The organism is Streptomyces sp. NPDC026589, assembly GCF_040638385.1.
Lineage (GTDB): Bacteria > Actinomycetota > Actinomycetes > Streptomycetales > Streptomycetaceae > Streptomyces.
Genome location: NZ_JBEZYG010000022.1, coordinates 64,032 through 85,470 on the forward strand (window position 1 = coordinate 64,032; position 21,439 = coordinate 85,470).

A 21,439-nucleotide genomic window follows, 5' to 3' on the forward strand; every position below is an offset into this window, starting at 1 on the left:
ACCGCGGACTCGGGCGTCCCTGGCCCGGCCCCGGACGCCCCGGCCCCGTGCGCTGCGGCCTCGGGCGCTGCGGTCCCGTGCGCTGCGGGCCCGGCTACTGCCGCTCCGGCCTCGGGCGCTGCGGTCCCGGGCACCCCGGCCCCGGGCGTCCCCGCGTCGGCGCCCCCGCGCCCCTGGTGCACTCCGGCGCTCACGGGGCGGCCACCGGGGCGGGCCGGTCGCGGCGGCCCCGGACGGAGGGGCCGAAGCGGGGGTCGACCAGCCAGCGCAGTCCGCCGACCACCGCGCCGAGGACGAGCGCCAGGTGGACCGCGAAGTGCAGCGCGGTGAAGCGGAGCAGGAAGGGCCACCCCTTGCGGCGGGCCACGAAACGCGACAGCCCGGGGTCCGCCAGCGCGAAGGCCACGGCGCAGGCCAGCGGGACGGCAAGCAGCCAGGGGGTGAGCAGGGCGAGCGGGAGGGTGAGCGGGACCAGACCGGCGGCCAGGACGCCGCCGGTGCGGTTGGCGCGCAGCCCACCGCCGCGCCGGCGCTCGACGGCGGCGACGGGGACGAGCAGTTGGGAGCGGCGGTACTGCTCGGCGAGCATCGGCAGCAGCCGGTCCACGTCGTCGTGGCGGCCGGTCACCCGCTCGCTGAGGCGGATGCGGTGGGTGGCGGCGAGGCGGTCGCTGTACTCGACGTCCTCGGAGTCGCGGAGGTTCTCGTCGAAGGGCCCGGTCGCCTCGAAGACGCGGCGCTCGATCGCGGCCAGCGCGAAGAAGGCGGTGCCGACGACTCCGGCGCTGCGGTGTCGCCAGAAGTGGGCGTGCAGGCAGTGGTAGACCTCCACCGGGCCGTCGTCGAAGAGCGGTTCGGGGTCGAGGACGCCGTGGACGCAGCCGGTCTCCGGGTCGTCCATGAGCAGGTCGACGGCGTTCTCGATCGCGTCGGGGGCCAGCGCGATGTCGGAGTCGAGGAAGAACAGCACCTGGCCGGCGGAGGCGGCGACGCCGAGGTTGCGGGCGGCGGAGACCCCCGCGTTCTCCGGGCGGGCGACGAGCACACAGGGGAACTCGCGGGCGATGTCGCGCGAGCGGTCGGTGCTGGCGTCGTCCACGACGACCACGTCCCGGGGGCGCAGGGTCTGGGCGTAGACGGATTCCAGGCAGGCCCGCAGGGTCTTCTCGTAGTTGTGGTTGGGGATGATCACTGACACGGTGGGGCGCTCCCGTGGCATGGCGGGTCCGGTCCTTTCGGTTCGGGGGGTCGGTGCGGATCCGGGCCTCCCAGGGCCGCGGGCCGCCAGCCGAGGGAGGCGGGGCGCGCGGCGCCCAGGAGGGCCAGGAGGAAGTCCAGCGCGGCCAGTTCGGCATGCACGAAGTCGGGGCTCTCCATGTAGAGCGCGGCGCGGACCGAGCCGTCCGGGCTCTCGGAGACGTACACATGGACCGGGCCCCCGGGGTGCGGTCCGGCGCGTTGGAAGCGGGCGCCGACGCGGTGGGCGCGCAGCCGCCCGGCCAGGTCCCGTGCCGTCCAGCGGTCGGGGTGCGGGGGTTCGGTACGCACCAGGAGCGCGGTCACCAGGAACACGGAGGCGTCCCGTCCTCCCGGGGTCACCCCCAGGAGAAGCCCTCCCGGCCCGTGGCGGCGAGAACGGCCGGCGAGGTGCGGCGGGTCGGGGAACGGAACGCACGCATCGGGAGCTCCTCGAAGATGTAGCGGTGTGTGAATGGCTTGTGACGGCCTGATCCTGTCGCCATCGCCTCCCCGGAGGCCACGGTCTCCGGGTGGCCGGGAGTTGCGGGGCAGCAGGGTGCCAGCTCCGCGGGCGGCCGTACGGGGCCCGCCGCCTGGGACGATGCGGTGGTGGCAGGCAACTGCCAGACACCTTGCGGCCATGCGTGCCGCGGCCCGGCGCCCCACCCGGCCGCTCGCCCGCCCCGGCCTTTCCGGCCATGTGCGGCCTCTCGGGGCCCATCCATCCCGTGGACCTGGTCTATACCTTCACAACGGGTCGGCCCTACACTCGCGCCCGGTGCTGAAGTGGCGTCCCGTACCGGAGTGCGGGGACGGCGTGACATCTGCGGGGGAGCCAGAGATGTTAGAGGTACTGGGGCTGGACGCACGGACGGAGCTGGTTTATCGGCTCGTTCTGGAGGAGCCGGAGCTGCGGCTGGACGAGATCGTGGCGCGGCTCGGGCGGAGCGAGGACGATGTGCGCCGGGCTCTGGACCAGCTGGCCGAACTCTGCCTGCTGGATGACGACCCTCGCTGTACGGAGCAGGGCCCGCCGGTCTTCCGCGCGCTGGACCCGGCGGCGAGTCTGCCCTTCCTCCTCTCCCGCCGGGAGGCCGAACTGGCCCGGCAGCAGCGGGGACTCGAGGTCGCGCGGGACGCGATGTCGGCCCTCACGACGGACCGGGGGCGGCGGACGGGCGGCGGCTTCGACGTCGTCAAACGGCTGGAGGGGCTCGACGCGGTGCGCGAGCGGCTGACCGAGCTGGCCGAGCTGGCCCGGGTGGAGTGCCTCTCGCTGCTGCCCGGCGGCGCGCAGTCCCCGGACACGCTGGAGGCCAGCGGGCCGCTGGACCGGCGGGCGTTGGAGCGCGGCGTACGGCTCCGCAGCATCTATCAGGACAGCTTCCGCAATGATCCTTCGACCCTGCGCTATGTGAACCGGCTGGGCCTGCTCGGCGCGGAGAGCCGTACGCTGCCCACCCTGCCGCTGGTCATGGTCGTGGTCGACGGGGAGGTGGCCCTGGTGCCACTGGACCCCGACGACGGCCGGGCGGGCGCGCTGGAGTTGCGGAGCAAGGGGGCCGTCGCGGTGGCCCGGCTCCTGTTCGAGCAGCTGTGGGCCGCCGCCACCCCGCTCGGCCCCGCTCCCCGCCGCGACGGCAACGGGCTGACCCCGCAGGAGGACGAGTTGCTGTCCCTGCTGGCGAAGGGGCACACGGACGCGACGGCCGCCCGCAGGCTGGGGGTGTCCCTGCGCACGGTGCGCCGGATGAACGCGGAGCTGACGGCCAGGATGCAGGCCCGCAGCAGATTCCAGGCGGGCGCGGAGGCGGCGCGCCGGGGCTGGATCTGACCGGCCGGAAAGTCGGCGTATCCCCGGTGAACCGAAACGTGTCGGCGCCCGTGTCCCCGTGCGATACATCACCGTTGCCGGACCGCAATGCGGACGGGGGGTGACGCTGGGCGGACGCGTCCCCTAGATTTCCTGCCCATTGCACCGGTGATCAGCGAGGGGACGGAGTCACCACATGGCGAACACGCCCACACCAGCACCATCGGCACCGCAGGTGCCGGGGAAACGGGGCATCTCCCCCAGGGCCGTAGTGGTCTGGAGCCTGGTCGCCCTGGTCGGCGCCGCCGGCTGGGCCACCCTCGCGCTCTCGCGGGGTGAGGAGGTCTCCGCCGCCTGGATGCTGGCAGCGGCCCTCGGCTCGTACGCCATCGCGTACCGCTTCTACTCCCGGTTCATCGCCAACCGGGTCCTGAAGGCCGACAAGAACCGCGCGACCCCCGCCGAACGGCTGGACAACGGCGTCGACTTCCACCCCACCGACCGCCGGGTCCTGTTCGGCCACCATTTCGCCGCCATCGCCGGGGCGGGGCCTCTGGTCGGCCCGGTGCTCGCCGCGCAGATGGGTTACCTGCCCGGCACGATCTGGCTCGTCGTCGGCGTCATCTTCGCCGGCGCCGTCCAGGACATGGTGACGCTCTTCTTCTCCACCCGCCGCAACGGCCGTTCGCTCGGCCAGATGGCGCGCGACGAGATCGGCCCGGTGGGCGGGATCGCCGCCCTGGTCGCGGTCTTCATCATCATGATCATCCTGCTCGCGGTCCTCGCGCTGGTCATCGTGAACGCGCTCGCGCACTCGCCGTGGGGCGTCTTCTCCATCGGCATGACGATCCCGATCGCCCTCTTCATGGGCGTCTATCTGCGCACCCTGCGGCCCGGCAAGGTCAGCGAGGTCTCCTTCATCGGCGTCGCGCTGCTGCTCCTCGCGATCGTCTCGGGCGGTTGGGTCGCCGAGTCGTCATGGGCGGACTTCTTCACGCTGGAGCCGGGCACGCTGGTCATCTGGATGATCGTGTACGGGTTCTTCGCCTCCGTGCTCCCCGTCTGGCTGCTGCTGGCCCCGCGGGACTACCTCTCCACCTTCATGAAGGTCGGCACGATCGGGCTGCTGGCCCTGGGCGTGGTCGTCGCCCTGCCGACGCTGAAGATGCCCGCGGTCACCGACTTCGCCTCCAGTGGCTCGGGCCCGGTCTTCGCCGGCTCGATGTTCCCGTTCGTCTTCATCACCATCGCCTGCGGCGCGCTCTCCGGCTTCCACTCCCTGGTCTCCTCCGGCACCACGCCGAAGATGGTCCAGAAGGAGTCGCAGATCCGGATGATCGGCTACGGCGCCATGCTGGTCGAGTCGTTCGTGGCGATCATGGCGATGATCGCCGCCTGCATCATCGACCCCGGCCTCTACTTCGCCATCAACGCACCCGCCGGCGTGATCGGCGACAGCGTCCAGTCCGCCTCCCAGGCCGTGGCCAACTTCGGCTTCACCATCACCCCGGACGCCCTGGCCCAGGCCGCCAAGGACGTCGAGGAGGCGAGCCTGCTCTCCCGGACCGGTGGCGCGCCCACGTTCGCGCTCGGCATGGCGGAGATCTTCTCCGCGGTGGTCGGCGGGACCGCGATGAAGGCGTTCTGGTACCACTTCGCCATCATGTTCGAGGCGCTCTTCATCCTCACCACCGTGGACGCCGGCACCCGGGTCGGGCGTTTCATGCTCCAGGACATGCTGGGCAACGTCTACAAGCCGTTCCGTGAGGTCAGCTGGAAGCCGGGCGTCTGGTTCGCCAGCGCCGTCGTGGTCGGCGGCTGGGGCTACTTCCTCTGGGTCGGCGTGCACGACCCGCTGGGCGGCATCAACCAGCTGTTCCCGCTCTTCGGCATCGCCAACCAGTTGCTGGCGGCCGTCGCGCTGGCCGTCTGCACCACCCTGCTCGTCAAGTCCGGCCGCCTGAAGTGGGCGTGGGTCACCGCGGTCCCGCTCGCCTGGGACGTGGCGGTCACCCTCACCGCGAGCTGGCAGAAGATCTTCTCCGACGACGTCAAGATCGGCTTCTTCGCCCAGCGCGACAAGTACCAGGCGGGCATCGACGCGGGCGAGGTGCTGGCCCCCGCGAAGAACATGGACGACATGCGGACCGTCGTCACCAACTCCACCGTCGACGGGGTGCTGAGCGCGCTCTTCGCGCTCCTCATCATCGTGGTGCTCGTGGACGCCGGGCGGGTCTGTTACAAAGCCATCCGCGACCCGGAGAGCGTCAAACTGCACGAGACGCCGTACGTCGAGTCCAAGCTCGTCGCCCCGGCCTCGCTCTTCGCGACCAAGGAGGAGAAGGCCGAGCTGGCCGCCGCCGGAGTCGGCCCCGAGGGCGGCATCCGCAAGGAGGCGGCGGAGACGGGGAGCCGGACATGACGGTCGCGGACGTACGACGGGTGGCCGGACGGATCCGCTGGTACGTCCGTGAGCTGACCGGCGAGTCGACGTACGACCGCTATGTGGCGCACGCGAGGACCCACGATCCGGACACGCCGGTGATGAGCCGTCGCGCCTTCGAACGCAGCCGCATGGACGCCCGCGAGGCGGATCCCCGCGAGGGCTTCCGCTGCTGCTGAGCACCACCGGCCGATCGGGGCCGCCGCACCCCTGCCGGGGGCGCGGCGGCCCCTTTTTCGCACCCTCGCACCGGCTCGGGCGCCGCTCGATTTCCCGGTGCGCGGAGCCCTCACCGTACGAAAGGATGTGCCCATGACACCGCATCCCCGGCAGCCCCGGCTCCGTCCCGTACTCACCACCCTGGCGCTGGCGCTGAGCCTGGCGGCGGCGACGGGCTGCGGCACCGAGGTGGCGACCGGCACGGAGACGGCCGACCGGAGCGCCTCGGCGGACCCCGCGCCCGACCGGGCGGAGCTGGAGGCGCGGGCGCTGGCCGCGCAGACCGTCGCGGAGCACGTGTGGGTGACCGAAGTCCCGGGGTACGCCCTGGCCCGCCAGTCGGTCGGGGCAATCGGCGACGACGGGTTCGGCAGCGTCTACACCACGCCCGACGGCGGGCAGATCCAGCTGCGGGTGGAGCGCCGGGCGCACGCCGGGGCCGACTGTACGAAGGACCCCGCGCCCGCCGGCGGCCAGGAGCCCCTGAAGACGTGCGAGCGGGACGGCGAACAGTGGTACCGGGCCACGGATTCGGGCCACGCGTACGCACGGGAACAGGGCGGACTCGTGGTCACCGTGAGCGGGGCGCCCGACGAGGTGGACCGGGCGACGCTGCGGTCGGCGGCACGGGCCGCCCACCGCGCCGACGACCGCGAGCTGGACCAGGTGCTGCCGCCTGCCGACGAGGCCGGGGGGCGGCAGCCGGTCGAACGCGGCGACCTGCCGCCGGTGGGCGACGGCGCGCCCGACAACGGCGTGGGAGCAAGTGGCTGACAGGGGAACGAGGGGCCGACGTGGGAGCCGGCGTGGGTGTTGACGTGGGTGTTGACGTGGGTGTTGACGTGGGTGTTGACGTGGGAGCGAGTGGCTGATGGATCTGACGATCAGGGCGGCGGAGCCCGGCGAGTACGCCGCCCTCGGCGGGATCATCGCCGAGGCGTATCTCGGCGACGGTCTGCTGGACGGCCCGCGGGATCCGTATCTGCTCAAGCTGCGGGCGGTGGAGCAGCGTGCGGCCGAGGCCGAGGTCCTCGTCGCGCTCGACGTGGACGGGGCGGTGCTCGGCGGCGTGACGTATGCCGCACCCGGCACCCCGTGGCGCGACATCGCCGGTCCGGACGAGGCCGAGTTCCGGATGCTGGCGGTGGCCCTCGATGGGCGTGGGCGGGGCGTGGGAGAGGCTCTCGTGCGGGCGTGCGTCGAGCGCGCCCGGTCCGCCGACGGCGTGCGGGCGCTGGTGCTGTCGACGCGGCCGGGCATGCTCGGAGCCCATAGGATCTACCGTCGGCTCGGCTTCGTACGGACCCCCGAACGGGACTGGGAACCGGTGCCGGCACTACGGCTCATGACCTTCCGACTGGAGCTGGAGGCGCCTTCCTGAGGGGCGCGTTGAATCGCCGCGACACAACATGTGGGGGCCGCTTCATCCGGCGGCCCCCACATGTATGCTCGACCTCGCTGTCGCCGCAGGGGAATCCGGTGCGAATCCGGAACTGTCCCGCAACGGTGTGATCGGTGCGCTTTTGCGCACCCGCAAGTCCGAAGACCTGTCGACAGCGCGTCCGGCTCGACCGAACCGGACGCCAGACGTCCGGGTCTCGCGGATAGGCCGGTGGACGCCGTCAGCTGTGCTGCCCTGCCCCGGGTTTCGCGCTGCCCGGCTTCCCCGCCTGCCGCCGGCCCCTGCCGAGCGAGGGAAAGCCCAGTGACCATCGCGCCCGCCGATCCGGTTTCAGCCACCGAATCCGCTGCCTCCACCACGTCCGGAGCAGGCACGAACGACGGACCCGGGACCGCCCTGCTGCGGACCCTGACCGACCTCACCGTCGATCTTCCCGACACCGACCCCGGACGGGTCGCCGCCGCCGCGCTGCGCGGACGCAACGCCCGCTCCGACGAGGCCGAGCTGCGCTCGCTGGCCACCGAGGCCGCCGCGGGGCTCATCTCCGAGGACCCGGCGTACTCCCGGCTGGCGGCCAGGCTGCTGACCCGCACGATCGCGGACGAGGCCGCGGGCCAGGGCGCGACGTCCTTCTCCGCCTCGGTCGCCGTGGGCCACCGCGAGGGCCTGATCGCGGAGCGCACCGCCGCGTTCGTCGCGCTCCACTCGGCCGCCCTGGACAAGCTCGTCGAACAGGCCCTGGCGGACGGCGCCGACGACCGCTTCGGCTACTTCGGTCTGCGGACGCTGCACAGCCGCTACCTGCTGCGCCACCCGATCTCCCGGCAGGTCATCGAGACCCCGCAGCACTTCATGCTGCGCGTGGCCGCGGGCCTCGCCGAGGACGAGTCGGTGCGGGCGCTGGACGAGGTCGCCGCGCTCTACGGGCTGATGAGCCGGCTGGACTACCTCCCCTCCTCCCCCACGCTCTTCAACTCCGGCACCCGGCACCCGCAGATGTCCTCCTGCTATCTGCTGGACTCGCCCAAGGACGAGCTGGACTCGATCTACGACCGCTACCACCAGGTGGCGCGGCTCTCCAAGCACGCGGGCGGCATCGGTCTCTCGTACTCCCGCATCCGCGCCCGGGGGTCGCTGATCCGGGGCACCAACGGGCACTCCAACGGCATCGTGCCGTTCCTGAAGACGCTGGACGCCTCCGTCGCGGCGGTGAACCAGGGCGGCCGGCGCAAGGGCGCGGCGGCGGTCTACCTGGAGACCTGGCACGCGGACATCGAGGAGTTCCTGGAGCTCCGCGACAACACGGGCGAGGACCAGCGGCGTACGCACAACCTGAACCTGGCGCACTGGATCCCGGACGAGTTCATGCGCCGGGTCGACGCGGACACCGAGTGGTCGCTGTTCTCCCCCGCCGACGTGCCCGAGCTGGTCGACCTGTGGGGCGACGCGTTCGACGCGGCCTACCGGGCGGCCGAGGCCAAGGGCCTGGCGCGCAGGACGATTCCGGCACGTGAGCTGTACGGCCGGATGATGCGGACCCTCGCGCAGACAGGCCAGGGCTGGATGACGTTCAAGGACGCCTCCAACCGGACCGCGAACCAGACCGCCGAGCCGGGCCGGGTCGTGCACTCCTCCAACCTGTGCACGGAGATCCTCGAAGTCACGGACGACGGCGAGACGGCCGTCTGCAACCTGGGCTCGGTCAACCTCGGCGCGTTCGTGGCGGACGGCTCGATCGACTGGGACCGCCTGGACGCCACCGTGCGGACCGCCGTGACCTTCCTCGACCGGGTCGTCGACATCAACTTCTACCCGACCGAGCAGGCCGGGCGCTCCAACTCCCGCTGGCGGCCCGTGGGCCTGGGCGCGATGGGCCTCCAGGACGTCTTCTTCCAGCTGCGCCTGCCCTTCGACTCCCCTGGGGCCCGGGCGCTCTCCACGAAGATCTCCGAGCGGATCATGCTGGCCGCGTACGAGGCGTCCTGCGACCTGGCGGAGCGCTCCGGCCCGCTGCCGGCCTGGTCCGAGACCCGGGCCGCGCGCGGGGTGCTGCACCCCGACCACTACGACACCGAGCTGAACTGGCCGGAGCGCTGGGACGCCCTGCGCGCCCGGATCGCGAAGACCGGCATGCGCAACTCGCTGCTGCTGGCCATCGCCCCGACCGCCACGATCGCCTCGATCGCCGGGGTGTACGAGTGCATCGAGCCGCAGGTCTCCAACCTGTTCAAGCGCGAGACGCTCAGCGGTGAGTTCCTCCAGGTCAACGCCTATCTGGTGGACGAGCTGAAGAAGCTCGGCGTGTGGGACTCCCGCACCCGTGAGGCGCTGCGCGAGGCGAGCGGCTCCGTCCAGGGCTTCGCCTGGATCCCCGACGACGTGCGGGCGCTCTACCGCACGGCGTGGGAGATCCCGCAGCGCGGCCTGATCGACATGGCGGCGGCCCGTACGCCGTTCCTCGACCAGAGCCAGTCGCTCAACCTGTTCCTGGAGACGCCGACGATCGGCAAGCTCTCCTCGATGTACGCGTACGCCTGGAAGCAGGGGCTGAAGACGACGTACTACCTGCGTTCGCGCCCGGCGACCCGGATCGCCCGTGCCGCGTCCGGCCAGGCGTCGGCCGCCGCCCCCATTCCCGTACAGCAGGCGTCGGCTCCCGACGCGGACGCCATCGCCTGCTCCCTGGAAAACCCCGAGTCCTGCGAGGCCTGCCAGTAATGAGCACCAACGACACCAAGAACCTGCTCGACCCGGGCTTCGAACTGACCCTGCGTCCCATGCGCTACCCGGACTTCTACGAGCGCTACCGGGACGCGATCAAGAACACCTGGACCGTGGAGGAGGTCGACCTCCACTCGGACGTCTCCGACCTCGCCAAGCTGTCGCCGGGCGAGCAGCACATGATCGGCCGACTGGTGGCGTTCTTCGCGACCGGTGACTCGATCGTCTCCAACAACCTCGTGCTGACGCTGTACAAGCACATCAACTCCCCCGAGGCGCGGCTGTACCTGTCGCGGCAGCTCTTCGAGGAGGCCGTACACGTCCAGTTCTATCTGACGCTGCTGGACACCTATCTGCCCGACCCGGACGACCGGGCGGCGGCGTTCGACGCGGTCGAGGAGATCCCCTCGATCCGTGAGAAGGCGCAGTTCTGCTTCAAGTGGATGGATTCGGTCGAGAAGATCGACCGGCTGGAGACGAAGGCCGACCGCCGCCGTTTCCTGCTGAACCTGATCTGCTTCGCGGCCTGCATCGAGGGGCTGTTCTTCTACGGCGCGTTCGCGTACGTGTACTGGTTCCGCTCGCGCGGTCTGCTGCACGGTCTCGCCACGGGCACCAACTGGGTGTTCCGTGACGAGACGATGCACATGAACTTCGCGTTCGAGGTCGTGGACACCGTCCGCAAGGAGGAGCCGGAGCTCTTCGACGACGCGCTGGAGCAGCAGGTCACCGACATGCTGCGGGAAGCGGTCGAGGCGGAGCTGCAGTTCGGCCGCGACCTGTGCGGCGAGGGCCTGCCGGGCATGAACACGGAGTCGATGCGCCAGTACCTGGAGTGCGTCGCCGACCAGCGGCTCGCCCGCCTCGGCTTCCCGACGGTGTACGGCTCGGAGAACCCGTTCTCCTTCATGGAGCTCCAGGGCGTCCAGGAGCTGACGAACTTCTTCGAGCGCCGCCCGTCCGCCTACCAGGTGGCCGTGGAGGGCTCGGTCGGGTTCGACGACGACTTCTAGACGCGCTGGGCCCGACGGGGGTCCTCAGACCCCGGCCCAGTTCCTGAGGTAGGGGCGCCGCGCAGCCGTCACCGGTCGCGCGGCGCTCCGCGTTTCCGGGGGCCCGGCCGCCCGCCGCCCGCGTTCCGCCTCCCGCAGCTGGCGGTCGATACGGCGATCGCGGGCGACGCCGAGGGCCACGGGCGCGAGGACGAGGGCGAAAAGCGCCGCTACGACCAGGTAGTTCAGGAATGTGTTCATGCCTCTACTCTGGACCGCCGGAACGAGAATCATCAGTGGCAGGACTGCCATGAGGCATCAAATAGCTGCCACACTCACCTCATGCTGACCAATGTCGCCGCCCTCCTCCTCGACGAGGTCCACCCCTTCGAACTCGGCGTCCTGTGCGAGGTGTTCGGCCTGGACCGCAGCGAGGAGGGCCTGCCGGTGCACGACTTCGCGGTGGTCTCCGCCGAGGGGCCCGTCCTGAACACCCACGCGGGCTTCACCATCTCCACGCCGCACGGCCTGGAGCGGCTGGAGGAGGCCGACCTCATCGCCGTGCCGGCGGGCAGCCACTTCATGCGGCGGGAGTATCCCGAGGAGGTGCTCGACGCCCTGCGCCGGGCCGTCGCGCGCGGCTCACGGGTGCTGAGCGTGTGTTCGGGGGCGTACGTGCTGGGCGCGGCCGGACTGCTGGACGGCCGCCGCTGCACCACGCACTGGCGGCACGCGGCGGAGTTGTCGCGGCGCTTCCCGAAGGCGGTCGTCGAGCCGGACGTGCTGTACGTGGACGAGGGCGCGGTGATCAGTTCGGCGGGCACCGCCGCCGGGATCGACGCGTGTCTGCATCTGATCCGGCAGGAGTACGGCCAGGAGGCCGCCAACACCCTCGCCCGGCGCATGGTGGTGCCGCCGCACCGGGACGGCGGGCAGGCGCAGTACATCAGCCGCCCGTTGCCCCGGAGCTCCTGCGACACGGTCGGCTCGACCCTGGCCTGGATGGAAGCGCACCTCGACCAGGAGACGAGCGTGGAGCAGCTGGCGGCGCAGGCGCACATGTCGCCGCGCACCTTCGCCCGGCGGTTCCAGCAGGAGACCGGGACCACGCCCTACCGGTGGCTGCTGCGGCAGCGGGTGCTGCTGGCCCAGCATCTGCTGGAGACCTCCGACCTGACGATCGACACGATCGCGGGGCAGACGGGGTTCGGTACGGCGGCGACCCTGCGACACCAGTTCGTGCGGTCGCTGGGCACCACGCCGAACGCCTACCGCCGCACCTTCCGGGGTCCGGCGACCGCCTCCGTGCCCGAGGTCGCCTGAGCGCGCCGGGCACGGAGGGGCCTGCGGGACGTGCGGGAAGGTGCGGGGAAGGGGAGGGTCAGATACCGCAGCTGGGCGCCGACCAGAAGCGGCTGGGGCCCTGGTTGACGTGCACGTGGTCGTTGTGGCCGCTGTAGCCCGGGCCGAGGATGCCCCGGAAGCCGTGGTAGCGGGCCTGCTTGGCCAGCGTGCACAGCGAGTGCGGGGAGGCGCCGAGGTCGACCGCGTCGCCGTACATATGGCGGCTGTTGGAGGCTCCGCCCACGGCCGCGTTGCAGGAGGCGGAGCGGAAGCCGCTGGTGACCCGGATGGACTGGTCGCCCAGCGCGTGGCGCAGTGCCTCCAGCTTCCACATGCTGCTCAGCGCGTTGGCCTTGGCCGTGCCCGCGGCGACCTTCCCGCCGGCCCAGGTGCTGTTGCACTTGTTCAGCTCGGGGTACGTGAAGTGGGCCGGGGTGCAGTCGTTGTCCTGGAGCGCGTAGAGCTTGGACTGGGTGGCGGGACCGGCGACCCCGTCGGCCGCCAGGCCGTAGGCCGCCTGGAACCGCTTGACGGCGGCGGTGGTGGCGGGGCCGTAGGAGCCGTCGATGGCGAGCACCGCGTTGTAGCCCGGGTAGCCGGCCACCCGGATCTGGAGCTGGGTGACATCGTTGCCGGTGGCCCCGGCCTTCAGGGTGCGGGTCCAGGTGTAGCAGCCGTCGGCCTGGGCGGTGCCGGCGGTCAGCACCGCACCCCCCAGCGCGAACGTAATGGTCATGACAAGTCCGAGCAGAACGCGTGCGGTGCGTCTCAGCACAGGGGTCTCCCTCTGAACGTCACGGTCGATGTGCAGGCGAGCCTGGCCCAGTCAGCTACGCGCGTCAACTGCCCCTGGGGAAACTGCAGTTATCTGCCAGGGGGAGGATCGGAAACCGACAGGGACCCGGCACCGGCGAAGCGAACCGGTACCGGGCCCCCGCGGCCGCGTCCTCAGGCGTTCGGGACGACCTCGTAGCGCGGAGTGCCCTCGTCCATCTGCCGCAGCGCGTCCTTGCGCTCCCGCTTGGAGAGCCGGTCGATGTACAGGTAGCCGTACAGGTGGTCCGTCTCGTGCTGGAGGCACCGCGCGAAGTAGCCGCTGCCCCGCACCTTGACCGGATTGCCCTGCGCGTCCTGCCCGCGCACCACCGCGTAGTCCGGGCGGGCGAGCGAGGCGTACGCGGTCGGGACCGAGAGGCAGCCCTCGTTGGAGTCGTCCAGCACTCGCGCCTCGGGGGCCAGCTCCTCCAGGACCGGGTTGCAGATGACACCCGTGTGGCGCACCCCGTCGTCGTCGGGGCAGTCGTAGACGAAGACCTTGAGGTCCACGCCGATCTGGTTGGCGGCCAGGCCGACGCCCTCGGCCGTCTTCTGGCTGGCGAACATGTCGTCGATCAGCCGCGCCAGCTCGTCGTCGAACGCGGTGACGTCCTTGCACTCCTTGTGCAGCACCGGGTTGCCCACGACCGTGATCGGACGGGAGGTGCCGCGCTCGCGGTAGGCCGCCTCGCGCTCCTCGCAGTCCTCCGTGTCGACGAGGAACCCCTCGTCGTCCACTCCGATCCGCCCGTCCGTCTCCTGCTGCGACATGTCCGCCGTACGCCTTCCTGCAAAACCTCAGACTCGGTGACCCGAGCGCCCGGGTACTCGGGGCGCTCGGAGGAACAGCACCGCGATCGGTGCGCGTACAGCCTACGGGCAGAGGTCAGCAGACTTCTTCGAGATCCCGCCACTCACGGCTGTCCGGGCTGTCGGCGACCCAGCCGTCCAGCAGCCCGCGCACCAGCCCGGCAGGGGCCGCGAGACCGCACTCGCGCTCCGGGACCCACAGGTCTCCGGCGCCCGCGGTGCGGTGGCCCAGCGGCCCGGGGTGGCCCGGCTCGCTGTGATCGTGGGGGTCCAGGTGCTCCCCGTCGCCCTCGTCGCTCTCCATCCGGCTCTCCGAGCACGCCCGGCACAGCAGCCGTACGGAGGAGGACCAGTCCTCGGCGGCGAACCCGGCGTCCGAGGCCAGCTTCTCCAGCGCGTCCCGGTCGTCCTCGGTCGCCGCCTCCAGCAGCACCACCCAGGTCGGCACCGGTGAGGGAGCCCACAGCTCGATCTCGTCGAACACCGGATACGAGGGCCCCGCCGCGGTGACCCGCTCGCCGTTGGGCACCCCGTCGTGCAGGACGACCTCGCCCCAGCGCCGCCCGGAGGACGGCAGAGGGATCGAGAGCACCTCGATCCGGGCCGGGTCGAGCCGGCGGCCCCAGACCACCTCGGCCTCGCCCTCCGGCGAGAGCCGCACGGCGGCGCTGCCCAGCTCCATACCGGTCGGCTCGGTGGTGGCCGCGCTGTGCTGACCGCCGCCGGGGACCTTCAGGCCGTACGCCTGCCAGGCCCGCCGCGCCAGCGGCCAGTCCTGGAGCGCGGTGGCCGCGATCCCGACGTTCCACCAGTCCGGGGCGCCCGACTCCCGGTCGAGCAGCGCGACGGCCCGCAGGCCCGCCGCCCTCGCCTGCTCCCAGTCGTGCCGGAACTTGTGCAGCAGCGCCAGATTGAACCAGGACTCCGAGAGCCAGGGCTCCAGATCCGCCGCGCGCGTCAGCAGCGCCCCCGCGTCCTCGTACCGGCCGTCGCCGATCAGCGTGAACGCGCGGTCCGTGGCCTGCCGCCAAGAGGCGGACGGCCGATGCCGTACCTTCCCGAAGATCCTCACGATTCCCGCCTGTCCCGACTGGACACCCTCGTCATTCGCTCTGCTTTCGCATCCAACCATGCCCGGCCGGACGCCCGCTCATTACCCATGGGTTACCCAGCTCCGGCCAAGTCAGACCGCCCGCGCGAGGGCGCGTCCCAGACGCCTCGCCCACCGGTTGCCGGTGGCTCCGCCCGGTGCCGGGGCCGAACCGCTCCAGCGCCGCCCCGGACATGCGGGGGCCGCTGTGCCCGGGCGATCGGGGCACAGCGGCCGTCCCACCGGACCTCAGGGATCCGCCGGTGCGTCTGCGGGTGGACTACTCGGCGGCGGACGCCGACCGGTCGGGGTCCTGCACGGTCAGATCCTGCTCGGGCACGGCCTCGCCGGCCCGGATCAGGTCGATCCGGCCCATCACCTTGGAGCGCAGGTCGGTGGGGACGTCGTCCTGCCCGCAGCAGCGCTTGACCAGCTTCTTCACGGCCTGTTCGAGGCCGTACTTCTCCAGGCACGGGGAGCACTCCTCGAAGTGCACCTCGAACTTGGTGCAGTCGCCCTCGGGCATCTCCCGGTCGAGAAACTCGTAGAGATGGTCGAGGACCTCCGAGCAATCCGTCTCGTGCGGCTCTCCGCAACTCATGAGGCCGAGCCCTTCCGATCGTCCGAGTCACCGGCGCCGGCCGCGACGAGCCCGCGCTCACGGGCATAGTCCTCCAGCATGCCGCGCAGCTGGCGGCGGCCACGGTGCAGCCGGGACATCACCGTACCGATGGGAGTCCCCATGATGTCCGCGATCTCCTTGTAGGCAAAGCCCTCGACATCGGCGAGATACACGGCGATGCGGAACTCCTCGGGAATCGCCTGGAGCGCCGACTTCACGTCGGAGTCCGGGAGATGGTCGAGCGCCTGGGACTCCGCCGAACGCAGACCGGTCGACATGTGCGACTCGGCCCGTGCCAGCTGCCAGTCCTCGATCTCCTCGGCGGCACTGCGCTGGGGCTCCCGCTGCTTCTTGCGGTACGAGTTGATGAAGGTGTTGGTCAGAATGCGGTACATCCACGCCTTGAGGTTCGTACCCTCACGGAACTGGTGGAAGGAGCCGTACGCCTTGGCGTAGGTCTCCTGGACCAGGTCCTCGGCATCGGCCGGGTTACGCGTCATGCGCAGCGCGGCCGAGTACATCTGGTCGAGAAAACCGAGGGCGTCCCGCTCGAAGCGCGCGTTGCGCTCGGCGGACGTCTCCGGTGCACGGCCGTCGTCGGTCCCTGTGTCGGTCCCAGTGACCGGACCCACCTCCTCCAACGATGTGGCGGAGCCGAAACCGGACCCGCTCGCATCGGAGAATAGTCGACCTTGCTTCGAGACGGGCTGTCGATCAGCACCGCCCGGCGGCCGCTCGTGGCTGGTCCTCGCCGCGGGCAGCACGGTCCACTCCAGGTCAGCGGCGTTCGAGCGGCTGGGGCAGATGGTCGAACCCATGCGACGGACTCCCTCTCCACGTTGTTCGGGGTACCACGTGTCCGTACCTGTACCTGTACCTGTACCTGTACCTGTACCGACGTCCCGAACAACAGCGCCCCCGGGCGGAGCATTCCCGGGGCCTGGGCCACGTGCGTGAGGCCCGGGTCACCCCGGGGCCGATCCGGTCAGCCGAGTGACGCGATCCACCCGGCCACCGCGTCGGTGAGGACGCGCATCGTCTGCTCCTCGGTCGCCCCGGACCTCTTCGGCACCGCGAACCCGTGGTCGCCGTGGGCCACTTCGGCCAGCTCGTAGGGGCCGGGCGGGAACTCGTCGGGCCGGCCGAACGGATCGTTGCCGCCCTGCACCACCAGGGTGGGCACTCCGGCGCCGAGCAGTTCGTCGGCGCGGGACTTCTCCGGCCTGCCCGGGGGGTGCAGCGGGAAGCTGAGCGCGAGGACGGCGGCCGCGCCCAGCTCCGTCGCCGTACGGCAGGCGACCCGGGCCCCGGCGCTGCGGCCCCCGGAGACGACGGGAAGCCCGGGGGCAGCCAGGGCGGGCCACAGACCGCGCCAGCCCGTGTCCAGGGTCTTCGGGGCGGGCGCGACCTTCTTTCCGGCCACCCGCCAGGGTTGCTCCACCAGGGCGACGGTGACGCCGTGCCCGGGCAGGGTCGCGGCCAGGGCCTTCAGATCGCGGGCCTCGATGCCGCCGCCCGCCCCGTGGCTCACGGCCAGCACGAGGCGGGGCGCGGGCGCTCGGACCCAGGTGATCCGGGCCTCACCGGCGTCGGTGGTGACGTTCTGCGTACGTGGTTGACGGCTCACGCCGCCATCCTCTCCCGCGCGGCCGCCCGGATCCCGTGCGCCGCCCGGAAGAGCTCCCACGCGCCGCTCAGAACAGCGTGGACTCCTCCGGCGCGGCCAGCTCCTCCAGCAGTTCGGGTCCGTTGTTGCGCACATTGCTGACCGTGGTGGCGACCGGGTAGGCGCGCATCAGCCCGCCGGGCGGCGGCTCCAGCAGCGCGCGCAGCTCGTCGGGGCCCGTGTGCGTGGGGTCCAGCCAGGCGTCCCAGCGGTCGGGGGTGAGCATCAGCGGCATCCGGGGGTGGATGTCGGCCAGCGCGCCGGGCCCCTCGGCGGGGGCGACGGCCAGCGGGGTGGTCTCCGCCTCGGTGGTGATCACCGAGCACGTCACCCACCAGGCGTGTCCGTGGTCGCCGGGCAGGGTCGCGTCGCGCCAGAACTCGTACAGTCCGGCCATGGCGAAGACCGACCCGTCGGCGGGGGTCACGAAGTACGGCTGCTTGCGGGCCCGCTTCTTGCCCTTCGTCTCCTCCAGCCGCCGTTCCTCCGAGCCGGTGACCCACTCGTAGTAGCCGTCGGCGGGCAGGATGCAGCGGCGCTGGGCGAAGGCGCGGCGGAAGGAGGGCTTCTCGTGCACGGTCTCCGCGCGGGCGTTGATCATCCGGGCGGCGCCTTCGGGGGACTTCGACCAGGACGGCACGAGCCCCCACTTCAGGGCGCGCAGCTGGCGAACCGGACGCTGGTCGTCGGCGTCCTTAACAGGACGCTCCAGAACCGCGTAGACCTCTTTGGTCGGCGCCACGTTCCAGTCCGGCTCCAGGGCCTCGGTGGGTTCCCACTTCTCGACGCCGAAGAGCCCGGTCAGCTCCTCGGGATTCCGGCTCGCCGCATACCGTCCGCACATCTCGATCCACCCATCCGAACCGCGGGAACACCCAGTGTTCTGGTGTCCCGGCCGTCGGGACACGTCCAAGAGTGGCAGCACCGGCGGGATGCGGGAAAGGAGACCCCCGTCCCGCTCCGGTCAGGGCGCCTGCCTCCCGGGAGCCGGGGCCGGGGCGACCAGGACGTCGCTGTGCGGGGAACGGGCCTTGGGCGGCGGGGCGGCGGCTGGCCGCGGGGCGCCCTCGGGCTCCGGGTACAGCAGCCCGTGGCGACGGCGGGCCTCGGCGGCGGCGTCGGAGCGCGGCACCACGGTGTGCTCGGCGTCGCCGTCCGCCCGCAGCACGGTGACCAGACACCGTTCGTCGAGGCGGCGCGCGGTCCGCAGGTGCCGGGCGGCGCCCCGGGCTCCGGCGGGGACCGTCAGGCACGTCCCGTCCACGGTCTCGAACGCGGTGGTTCCCAGTCCCTCGGCCCGCAGCAGTCCCTGTGCCGTCCGGCGTTCCCGGGCCGACCGGAAGCTCCATACGTCGTCCTGGTGCACGACGACCGCGGCGGCCTCCGGGCCGCCCTCCCCCACGACGGTGCCGTCCCCGGGGGACGCGCTCCAGGGGAAGGGCCGGCACCACAGCCGCACCCCCGCGCGCTCCGCCCGGTCCACGGCACGCTCGTGGACCACCTTGGCCCCGTGGCGGGACATCCGGCGGACCCCCTCGTAACTGATCCGGGAGAGGGTGCGGGCCTCCGGCACCAGATAGGGGTCGGCGGTGCACACGCCGGTCACGTCGGAGAAGATCTCACAGGTGCCGGAGCCCAGCGCCGCCGCCAGTGCCGCCGCCGAGAGGTCCGAGCTGTTGCGGCCCAGCATGACGGTCCGCCCGGCCCGGTCGACCGCCTGGCCACCGGGGACCACCGCGACCCGGCAGTCGGCCAGGACGTCGGACAGCGCGGCGGGACCGGCCGACGTCAGCTCCGCCCGGTCGCCGTGCCCCTCGGCGAGGAGCCCGGCGCCCGCCGCCGGGACGGGGCACGCGGACAGGCCCTCGGCGTGGAGGGCGGCCGCGAGCAGGGCGACGCCGACCGTCTCACCCGTGGTCAGGAGCATCGCGGCGGCAGCGGCCGGCGGGTCGGCGGAAACAGCGTCCAGGGTCTGCTGGAGTCTGCCCGTCGTGCCGGACATCGCGCTCACCACGACGACCAGCGGGCGGCCCTCCTCGCCACTGCGGCCCACCAGGTAGCGGGCCACGCGGCGGTATCCGTCGAGGTCCGCGAAGGCCGAGCCGCCGAACTTCAGCACCGGCGGGCCGCCGGGGGTGCGGGGACCGGTCATCACAGCCACCCGTTCTTCGTCGCGAGTGCCACGATGTCCAAGGCGTTCAGGGCGGCCCCCACCCACAGGTTGTCCGCGACCACCCACAGGGCCACCGCCCGGTCGTCCTCCGGCTCGACGCGTATGCGCCCGACGTGCACCAGGGCACGGTCCTCGGGCCGGGCGAAGACGGCGCGGGGCGTGGGGTACGAGGGACTGTCCGACCGGCCGTGGACGCGCAGTCCGGGCGTCGCGGCCAGGGCGGCCTCGACGGACTCGGTCGTGACCGGCTCGCGCAGCCGGACGTGCACGGCCTCGGAGTGGCAGTCGAAGACCGGTACCCGCACCGCCGTGGCGCTCACCCGGAGCTCCGGCAGACCCAGGATCTTGCGTGGCTCGCGGACCAGTTTGCGTTCCTCGTGGGTGAGCCCGGAATCGTCCCGCAGCCCTATCTCGGGGACGAGGTCGAAGGAGAGGGGCTGTCCGAAGCGCCCGCCCGGAGCGCCCTGGGCCCGGGGATCGTCCAGGATGGCCCTGGATCCCTCCGCCAGTTCGCGCAGGCCCCGCAACCCGCCACCGGACGCTGCCTGGTAGGTCGCCACCACGACGCTCTCCAGGCCCGCCAGTCCATGCAACGGGTGCAGGGCCCGGACCAGTTGGATGGTCGAGCAGTTGGGGTTGGCCACGAGGCCGCGCTCCGGTCGGTCGGCGAGCACGCCGGGGTTGACCTGCGGTACCACCAGTGGGACGTCAGACCGCATCCGGAAGTACGAACTGTTGTCGACGACCAGCACCCCGGCCGAGGCGAGCCGCTCCGCCTCCCGGCCGCTCACCTCCGCGCCCGCGGAGAACACGGCGACGTCCAGGCCCCGGAGGTCCAGGTCGTCGAGGGTGACCAGGTCGGCCATCGGCAGCGAGATCCCCAGCTCGGTTCCTAGATCCCGGCCGACGCTGCGGGCCGAGCCGACCGGCACCACCTGTTCCACGGGTACGATCCCGCCGTCCAACAGGGCCAGGCACTCCCGGCCCACGGCTCCGGTGGCTCCCACTATCGCGATGCGCAGCATGCGTCGTCCTCCGTTCGGCCCCGGGCCGGGGCTCACTACCTGGTCGTGCCGGGTGAGCGGCCCCGGAAGGCTCGCCGGTAAGCGTTGGGGGTGATGTCGAGGGAGCGCACGAACTGGTGCCGCAACGCCGCGGCGTTGGGGAATCCCGTACGCACCGCCACGGCCTCCATCGTCGCGTCGGTGTTCTCCAGCAGCCGCTGGGCTCCCAGCAGCCGCTGGGCGAGCAACCAGCGGTAGGGGGTGGTCCCCGTCTCCATCCGGAAGCGGCGGGCGAAGGTACGCGGCGACATGCAGGCCAGCGCCGACCACTGGTCGACGCTGATCTCCTGGTCCAGGTGCTCCTCGGCCCAGGCCAGTGCCAGGCGCACACCGACTTCCCCGAAGTGCGCCACGGGCCGTTCGATGTACTGGGCCTGGCCGCCCTCCCGGTGGGGGGGCACCACCATGCGCCGGGCGATGGCGTTGGCCACGTCGCTGCCCTGGAGCTTGCGCACCAGGTGGAGACAGGCGTCGATTCCCGCGGAGGTGCCGGCCGAGGTCAGGATCGGGTCCTCGTCGACGTAGAGCACCCCCGGTTCGACCTCGGCCTTGGGGTAGCGCTCGGCGAGTGCCGCGGCGTACCTCCAGTGCGTGGTGCAGCGCCGTCCGTCGAGCAACCCGGCGGCGCCCAGGACGAAGGCCCCGACGCAGACGCTGACCACCCGTGCTCCGCGGGCCACCGCCTGCCGCAACGCCTCCAGGAGCGCGGGCGGGAAGTCCCGGGTGTGGAAGTCGTCCCCCACGGGGATGGCGATGAGGTCGGCGGCGTCCAGCCGGTCGAGCCCGTGGGGCGTGCTGATGGTGAATCCGGGAACCGCCCGCACGGACGAGGATTCCGCGGCGACGAGGGCGAAATCGTAGCCGGGCAGCCCTTCTTCCTGGCGGTCGATCCCGAATACTTCGCATACGACACCCAGCTCGAACGGGTGCACGTTGTCGAGCAGAACTGCGGCTACGTTCTTCAGCATGGGGCCCAATGTGGCAGTAAACCATGGGGATCTGACAGCCCATCCGCTGTTCCGCGT

21 protein-coding genes, 1 pseudogene and 1 riboswitch are annotated in these 21,439 nt (G+C 71.9%); of the genes and pseudogenes, 8 read left to right on the forward strand and 14 right to left on the reverse strand.

Annotation, left to right across the window (positions count from 1 at the left end; translation table 11 throughout):
- From AB0F29_RS31080 to AB0F29_RS31090, 3 genes and pseudogenes are all read right to left on the reverse strand, one after another.
- Nucleotides 1-194 (reverse strand): annotated as a pseudogene (locus AB0F29_RS31080) (hypothetical protein); the annotation flags it as partial.
- Nucleotides 191-1,192: a glycosyltransferase family A protein gene (locus tag AB0F29_RS31085; RefSeq protein WP_361879190.1), complete on the reverse strand. Its 1,002-nt coding sequence runs from the start codon at nucleotides 1,190-1,192 to the stop codon at nucleotides 191-193. The gene AB0F29_RS31085 and the pseudogene AB0F29_RS31080, both read right to left, overlap by 4 nt.
- Nucleotides 1,189-1,599 (reverse strand): hypothetical protein, encoded by a 411-nt coding sequence (locus AB0F29_RS31090; protein ID WP_361879005.1) that lies wholly within the window; start codon nucleotides 1,597-1,599, stop codon nucleotides 1,189-1,191. Before AB0F29_RS31090 ends, AB0F29_RS31085 begins: the two co-directional genes overlap by 4 nt.
- Before the next feature lie 481 nt (nucleotides 1,600-2,080).
- On the opposite strand from AB0F29_RS31090, the gene AB0F29_RS31095 reads away from it, so the two are divergent.
- The 7 genes from AB0F29_RS31095 (at nucleotide 2,081) to AB0F29_RS31125 (ending at nucleotide 10,850) form a co-directional block, all read left to right on the forward strand.
- Complete coding sequence (locus AB0F29_RS31095) at nucleotides 2,081-3,073, forward strand: LuxR C-terminal-related transcriptional regulator (protein WP_361879008.1); 993 nt, start codon at nucleotides 2,081-2,083, stop codon at nucleotides 3,071-3,073.
- Nucleotides 3,074-3,248: 175 nt separating this feature from the next.
- Entirely contained in the window at nucleotides 3,249-5,474 is a 2,226-nt protein-coding gene (locus tag AB0F29_RS31100; protein WP_361879011.1) for a carbon starvation CstA family protein, read from the forward strand.
- Nucleotides 5,471-5,674, forward strand: coding sequence for a YbdD/YjiX family protein (locus AB0F29_RS31105; protein WP_361879017.1), 204 nt, complete (start codon nucleotides 5,471-5,473; stop codon nucleotides 5,672-5,674). Before AB0F29_RS31100 ends, AB0F29_RS31105 begins: the two co-directional genes overlap by 4 nt.
- 133 nt (nucleotides 5,675-5,807) lie before the next feature.
- Nucleotides 5,808-6,488, forward strand: coding sequence for a hypothetical protein (locus tag AB0F29_RS31110; protein WP_361879020.1), 681 nt, complete (start codon nucleotides 5,808-5,810; stop codon nucleotides 6,486-6,488).
- Nucleotides 6,489-6,585: 97 nt separating this feature from the next.
- A complete protein-coding gene (locus tag AB0F29_RS31115) occupies nucleotides 6,586-7,095 on the forward strand; it encodes a GNAT family N-acetyltransferase (protein WP_361879023.1) in 510 nt (169 codons plus the stop codon).
- A gap of 52 nt (nucleotides 7,096-7,147) precedes the next feature.
- A riboswitch (cobalamin riboswitch) is annotated at nucleotides 7,148-7,284 on the forward strand.
- Between the two features lie 135 nt (nucleotides 7,285-7,419).
- The gene (locus tag AB0F29_RS31120; RefSeq protein WP_361879026.1) at nucleotides 7,420-9,834 is read left to right on the forward strand and encodes a ribonucleoside-diphosphate reductase subunit alpha; all 2,415 of its coding nucleotides are present in this window, start codon (nucleotides 7,420-7,422) and stop codon (nucleotides 9,832-9,834) included.
- Nucleotides 9,834-10,850 carry a ribonucleotide-diphosphate reductase subunit beta gene (locus tag AB0F29_RS31125; RefSeq protein WP_361879029.1) on the forward strand — a complete coding sequence of 339 codons (1,017 nt, stop codon included), beginning with the start codon at nucleotides 9,834-9,836 and terminating at the stop codon, nucleotides 10,848-10,850. The genes AB0F29_RS31120 and AB0F29_RS31125 overlap by 1 nt, the downstream gene beginning before the upstream one ends.
- Nucleotides 10,851-10,874: 24 nt before the next feature.
- On the opposite strand, the gene AB0F29_RS31130 is transcribed toward AB0F29_RS31125, so the two are convergent.
- Nucleotides 10,875-11,090 carry a hypothetical protein gene (locus AB0F29_RS31130; protein WP_361879032.1) on the reverse strand — a complete coding sequence of 72 codons (216 nt, stop codon included), beginning with the start codon at nucleotides 11,088-11,090 and terminating at the stop codon, nucleotides 10,875-10,877.
- 81 nt (nucleotides 11,091-11,171) lie between these two features.
- Here AB0F29_RS31130 and AB0F29_RS31135 point away from each other — a divergent pair, with 81 nt between their 5' ends.
- On the forward strand, nucleotides 11,172-12,152 hold the full coding sequence (locus tag AB0F29_RS31135; protein ID WP_361879035.1) for a helix-turn-helix domain-containing protein: 981 nt from the start codon (nucleotides 11,172-11,174) through the stop codon (nucleotides 12,150-12,152).
- Nucleotides 12,153-12,210: 58 nt separating this feature from the next.
- On the opposite strand, the gene AB0F29_RS31140 is transcribed toward AB0F29_RS31135, so the two are convergent.
- From AB0F29_RS31140 to AB0F29_RS31185, 10 genes are all read right to left on the reverse strand, one after another.
- Complete coding sequence (locus tag AB0F29_RS31140; protein ID WP_361879038.1) at nucleotides 12,211-12,948, reverse strand: D-Ala-D-Ala carboxypeptidase family metallohydrolase; 738 nt, start codon at nucleotides 12,946-12,948, stop codon at nucleotides 12,211-12,213.
- Between the two features lie 173 nt (nucleotides 12,949-13,121).
- Nucleotides 13,122-13,760: a peptide deformylase gene (gene def, locus AB0F29_RS31145; protein ID WP_018959148.1), complete on the reverse strand. Its 639-nt coding sequence runs from the start codon at nucleotides 13,758-13,760 to the stop codon at nucleotides 13,122-13,124.
- A gap of 115 nt (nucleotides 13,761-13,875) precedes the next feature.
- Nucleotides 13,876-14,871 (reverse strand): hypothetical protein, encoded by a 996-nt coding sequence (locus AB0F29_RS31150; protein WP_018959149.1) that lies wholly within the window; start codon nucleotides 14,869-14,871, stop codon nucleotides 13,876-13,878.
- 298 nt (nucleotides 14,872-15,169) lie between these two features.
- Entirely contained in the window at nucleotides 15,170-15,490 is a 321-nt protein-coding gene (rsrA, locus tag AB0F29_RS31155; RefSeq protein WP_361879043.1) for a mycothiol system anti-sigma-R factor, read from the reverse strand.
- Nucleotides 15,487-16,143, reverse strand: coding sequence for a sigma-70 family RNA polymerase sigma factor (locus AB0F29_RS31160; RefSeq protein WP_007458152.1), 657 nt, complete (start codon nucleotides 16,141-16,143; stop codon nucleotides 15,487-15,489). The genes rsrA and AB0F29_RS31160 overlap by 4 nt, the downstream gene beginning before the upstream one ends.
- Nucleotides 16,144-16,496: 353 nt before the next feature.
- The gene (locus AB0F29_RS31165; protein WP_361879046.1) at nucleotides 16,497-17,138 is read right to left on the reverse strand and encodes an alpha/beta family hydrolase; all 642 of its coding nucleotides are present in this window, start codon (nucleotides 17,136-17,138) and stop codon (nucleotides 16,497-16,499) included.
- A gap of 67 nt (nucleotides 17,139-17,205) precedes the next feature.
- Nucleotides 17,206-18,021, reverse strand: coding sequence for an SOS response-associated peptidase (locus tag AB0F29_RS31170; protein WP_361879049.1), 816 nt, complete (start codon nucleotides 18,019-18,021; stop codon nucleotides 17,206-17,208).
- A gap of 120 nt (nucleotides 18,022-18,141) precedes the next feature.
- Entirely contained in the window at nucleotides 18,142-19,329 is a 1,188-nt protein-coding gene (locus AB0F29_RS31175) for a hypothetical protein (RefSeq protein WP_361879051.1), read from the reverse strand.
- Nucleotides 19,329-20,375 carry an aspartate-semialdehyde dehydrogenase gene (locus AB0F29_RS31180; RefSeq protein ID WP_361879054.1) on the reverse strand — a complete coding sequence of 349 codons (1,047 nt, stop codon included), beginning with the start codon at nucleotides 20,373-20,375 and terminating at the stop codon, nucleotides 19,329-19,331. The genes AB0F29_RS31175 and AB0F29_RS31180 overlap by 1 nt, the downstream gene beginning before the upstream one ends.
- 35 nt (nucleotides 20,376-20,410) lie before the next feature.
- Nucleotides 20,411-21,382 carry a helix-turn-helix domain-containing protein gene (locus AB0F29_RS31185; protein ID WP_361879057.1) on the reverse strand — a complete coding sequence of 324 codons (972 nt, stop codon included), beginning with the start codon at nucleotides 21,380-21,382 and terminating at the stop codon, nucleotides 20,411-20,413.
- Between the last annotated feature and the right edge of the window lie 57 nt (nucleotides 21,383-21,439).

Coding starts and splice junctions, on each gene's coding strand:
- AB0F29_RS31170 (WP_361879049.1), bottom strand. CDS start 18,021: ATGTGCGGACGGTATGCGGCGAGCCGGAATCCCGAGGAGCTGACCGGG.
- AB0F29_RS31110 (WP_361879020.1), top strand. CDS start 5,808: ATGACACCGCATCCCCGGCAGCCCCGGCTCCGTCCCGTACTCACCACC.
- AB0F29_RS31125 (WP_361879029.1), top strand. CDS start 9,834: ATGAGCACCAACGACACCAAGAACCTGCTCGACCCGGGCTTCGAACTG.
- AB0F29_RS31130 (WP_361879032.1), bottom strand. CDS start 11,090: ATGAACACATTCCTGAACTACCTGGTCGTAGCGGCGCTTTTCGCCCTC.
- AB0F29_RS31095 (WP_361879008.1), top strand. CDS start 2,081: ATGTTAGAGGTACTGGGGCTGGACGCACGGACGGAGCTGGTTTATCGG.
- rsrA (WP_361879043.1), bottom strand. CDS start 15,490: ATGAGTTGCGGAGAGCCGCACGAGACGGATTGCTCGGAGGTCCTCGAC.
- AB0F29_RS31175 (WP_361879051.1), bottom strand. CDS start 19,329: ATGACCGGTCCCCGCACCCCCGGCGGCCCGCCGGTGCTGAAGTTCGGC.
- AB0F29_RS31105 (WP_361879017.1), top strand. CDS start 5,471: ATGACGGTCGCGGACGTACGACGGGTGGCCGGACGGATCCGCTGGTAC.
- AB0F29_RS31135 (WP_361879035.1), top strand. CDS start 11,172: ATGCTGACCAATGTCGCCGCCCTCCTCCTCGACGAGGTCCACCCCTTC.
- AB0F29_RS31185 (WP_361879057.1), bottom strand. CDS start 21,382: ATGCTGAAGAACGTAGCCGCAGTTCTGCTCGACAACGTGCACCCGTTC.
- def (WP_018959148.1), bottom strand. CDS start 13,760: ATGTCGCAGCAGGAGACGGACGGGCGGATCGGAGTGGACGACGAGGGG.
- AB0F29_RS31100 (WP_361879011.1), top strand. CDS start 3,249: ATGGCGAACACGCCCACACCAGCACCATCGGCACCGCAGGTGCCGGGG.
- AB0F29_RS31115 (WP_361879023.1), top strand. CDS start 6,586: ATGGATCTGACGATCAGGGCGGCGGAGCCCGGCGAGTACGCCGCCCTC.
- AB0F29_RS31180 (WP_361879054.1), bottom strand. CDS start 20,375: ATGCTGCGCATCGCGATAGTGGGAGCCACCGGAGCCGTGGGCCGGGAG.